Origin of the sequence: Roseomonas rosulenta (genome assembly GCF_016106005.1) — a bacterium.
In the GTDB taxonomy this organism is placed as follows: Bacteria; Pseudomonadota; Alphaproteobacteria; order Acetobacterales; family Acetobacteraceae; genus Neoroseomonas; species Neoroseomonas rosulenta.
This window is the reverse complement of the sequence record NZ_JACADR010000418.1, coordinates 1-2,697: the sequence shown is the minus strand read 5'-3', so window position 1 is coordinate 2,697 and position 2,697 is coordinate 1. Positions and strand designations below refer to the sequence as shown.

The window sequence follows — 2,697 nt, the reverse complement described above, 5'->3', positions numbered from 1 at the left end:
GGCCACCTTCGAACCCGGCGCCGCGGCGCCCTCGCGCCCGCCAAGGCGCGGGCGCGTCACCGCCGAGCCCCTCGATGCCGCGGCCCCGGCCTTCCGCGCGCGCTTCCACCACCACGCGCTGCTGCTGGAACCGCTGCGGGCCGGCGTGTCGCCCGATGCGCTGCTGGCGGCCGCGGCGACCGGCCTCAAGCCGGGCGGCCAGGTGGTGCTGCTCGACCTGGTGTCGCGCGGGCTATCGGCCGGCGCTGCCGAGTCCCGCTGGCTCGCGGCAGAGGGCCGCAGCGAACCCCCGGCCGAGGCCACCCTGCCCGCCGCCCTGCAGCGCGCCGGATTCGAGATCCATGTCGTCGAGGATGCCGGGCGCCGCCACCGCGACGCGGTCCTGGCCGGCTGGCAGGCGCTGATGCTGGCGCTGCGCGACCAGGCGGCCCGCCCCCCGGCGCCCGAAGCGGCGGACCTGGTGCTCGAGGCCGAGGCCTGGCTGCTGCGCCTGCGCCTGATGCAGGAAGGCCGGCTGCGGCTGCTGCGCTGGCACGCCAGCATGGCGCGCTGATACGGAGCGCGCGAGGGTCCCGCCGTCCTGCCCCCCGGACGCGTCGTACCGGCGGCACGCCTGGGGCGTGACGCTGGCCGCATCCGCGGCCTCGGTCCTTCGGGCCGCAGGTCGGAACTTCGTGCGCCGGGTATGAGGCGCCGCTACAGCCCCGCCGCCTCCAGGACCTGCTCGACCGGCCCATCAGCCAGGATCCGCCCGCCCTCGAGCCGGATCGCCCGCGTGCACCACTTGCGCACGATGCCCATGTCGTGGGTCGCGATCAGCAGGATCTCGGCATCGGTCACCAGCTTCGACAGGCGCTGGTCGGCGCGCGCCATGAACTCGGCATCGCCGGCGAGGAACCATTCGTCCATCAGCAGGATCTCGGGCGTCATCGCCGTGGCCATGGCGAAGGACAGGCGCACATTCATCCCCGCCGAATAGCCGCGGATCGGCACGTCGAAGAACTCGCCCAGCCCTGCGAAGCCCTGCACCTCGTCCGCGAGCGCCCGGCCAGCGGCCTCGGTCAGGCCGCGATAGAGCGCGCGCAGCACCACATTCTCGCGCCCCGTCAGCAGCGGGTCCATACCGGCGGCGGGGTCGATCAGGGAGCCGATCTCGCCCTGCACGCGCAGGCTGCCCGCCACGGGTTCGTAGACGCCCGCGATGGTGCGCAGCAGTGTGGTCTTGCCCGCGCCATTGGGACCCACCAGCGCCACGCGCTCACCGCTGCCGATCGCGAAGGTCAGGTCGCGCAGCGCGGCCACCACGATGCGGTTGTCGTCGTCGCGCTTCAACCGCCGCGGCGCGGACGCCAGGATCCGCTGCTTCAGCGAGCGCGCATTGTGGTGATAGAGCGGGAACTCGATGGCCATTCCCGCTGCCTCGATCGCGGACATGGCGTCAGACCCAGAAGGCGATGCGCCCGCGGAAGCGGACGAAGAAGACCCAGGCACCGGCCATCAGCGCCGCCGTCCAGCCGATCGCCAGCGCCCAGACGATGAACCCTGCGCCCGTGCCCATGATCGGCCCGCGCACCGTCTCCATGATGGCGAAGACCGGGTTGATCGGCAGCCAGGGCTCCCAGTGCCCGACCATCTCGGGCTTCCAGATGATCGGGGAGACGAAGAAGGCAATCTGCATCACCGAGCCCACGATCGGCGGGATGTCGCGGAACCGCGCGCAGATCATGCCAAGGAAGATCGAGGCGGCGAAGGCGGCGACGGCGATCAGCACGAATCCCGGGATCGCCGCCAGCGCCCACCAGCCGGGCGCGACGCCGAAGATGGCGAAGACCACGGCGATCAGCGGCAGGTTGTGCGCCGCGATCACTGCATTGCGGAACACCACGCGCAGCGCATGCACCGAATAGGGCAGCGGCATCTGGCGGATCACGCCCTCGGCCGAGGTGAGGCTGGTGGTGGCGTCGGTGACGATCTGCGAGATGGTGGACCACACGATCAGGCTGACCGTGAGCCAGGGCAGGTAGGCCGCGACATCCATGCGGAACAGCTTGGCATAGAGGATGCCGAGCGCGGCCAGCATCACCGCCGTGGACAGGGTCAGCCAGAACGGGCCGAGCACCGACCCGCGATAGCGGTGCGTGATGTCGCCGCGCGCCAGCGCCCAGGCCAGGCGCCAGCGCGCCAGGCCGCCCTGGAGGTCCTCGAGCGCGCGCTCGCGCCGCCGCGGGGTTGCGGCGTCGAAGTCGTGGACCGGGCTGGCGGAATGGAGCATGGGGGGCGCCTTCTACACGCCCCGCGCCCGGGCCGGAAGGCCGGGGCTACTTGCCGCCGCGCGCGTCGACCGGGCCGCCGCCGTAGCCGCCGCCATAGGGGGCGCCATAGGGGGCGCCATAGCCGACCGGCGCGGCCCCGCCGGCGCGCGACAACCGCACCCGGTCGCCCTGGGTGATGACCACGCGGTCCCCCACCGTCAGGCCGAGCTCGTTGGTCTGGATGACCGAGCGCGTCTGGCCGGTGTCGTCCCGGATGATGAACTCCATGGCGTTGCCGCGGGTGGCCCCTTCCTCGATGGCCGCGCCTGCCAGGCCGCCGGCCAGCGCGCCGACCACGCCGCCCACCGTGCGCGCGCGCCAGTCGCCGCCGATGGTGCTGCCGATCAGCCCGCCGCCGACCGCACCCGCGCCGGCGCCGATGCCG

At 73.2% G+C, this 2,697-nt stretch carries 4 protein-coding genes; 1 reads left to right on the top strand and 3 read right to left on the bottom strand.

Annotated elements, in window-relative coordinates:
- A partial coding sequence (locus HW578_RS25225) for a hypothetical protein (RefSeq protein ID WP_198373450.1) occupies positions 1–553 on the top strand: 553 nt, incomplete at its 5' end.
- Positions 554–696: 143 nt separating this feature from the next.
- Here HW578_RS25225 and HW578_RS25220 read toward each other — a convergent pair.
- The 3 genes from HW578_RS25220 to HW578_RS25210 form a co-directional block, all read right to left on the bottom strand.
- Positions 697–1,410 carry an ABC transporter ATP-binding protein gene (locus tag HW578_RS25220; protein ID WP_369407976.1) on the bottom strand — a complete coding sequence of 238 codons (714 nt, stop codon included), beginning with the start codon at positions 1,408–1,410 and terminating at the stop codon, positions 697–699.
- Between the two features lie 28 nt (positions 1,411–1,438).
- On the bottom strand, positions 1,439–2,272 hold the full coding sequence (locus tag HW578_RS25215) for an ABC transporter permease (RefSeq protein ID WP_198373448.1): 834 nt from the start codon (positions 2,270–2,272) through the stop codon (positions 1,439–1,441).
- 46 nt (positions 2,273–2,318) lie between these two features.
- The coding region (locus tag HW578_RS25210) for a glycine zipper 2TM domain-containing protein (RefSeq protein ID WP_198373447.1) at positions 2,319–2,697 on the bottom strand (379 nt) is incomplete at its 5' end.

Excerpts from the sequence above, each read along its gene's own strand:
- HW578_RS25220 (WP_369407976.1), bottom strand. The coding sequence starts at position 1,410 with ATGGCCATCGAGTTCCCGCTCTATCACCACAATGCGCGCTCGCTGAAG.
- HW578_RS25215 (WP_198373448.1), bottom strand. The coding sequence starts at position 2,272 with ATGCTCCATTCCGCCAGCCCGGTCCACGACTTCGACGCCGCAACCCCG.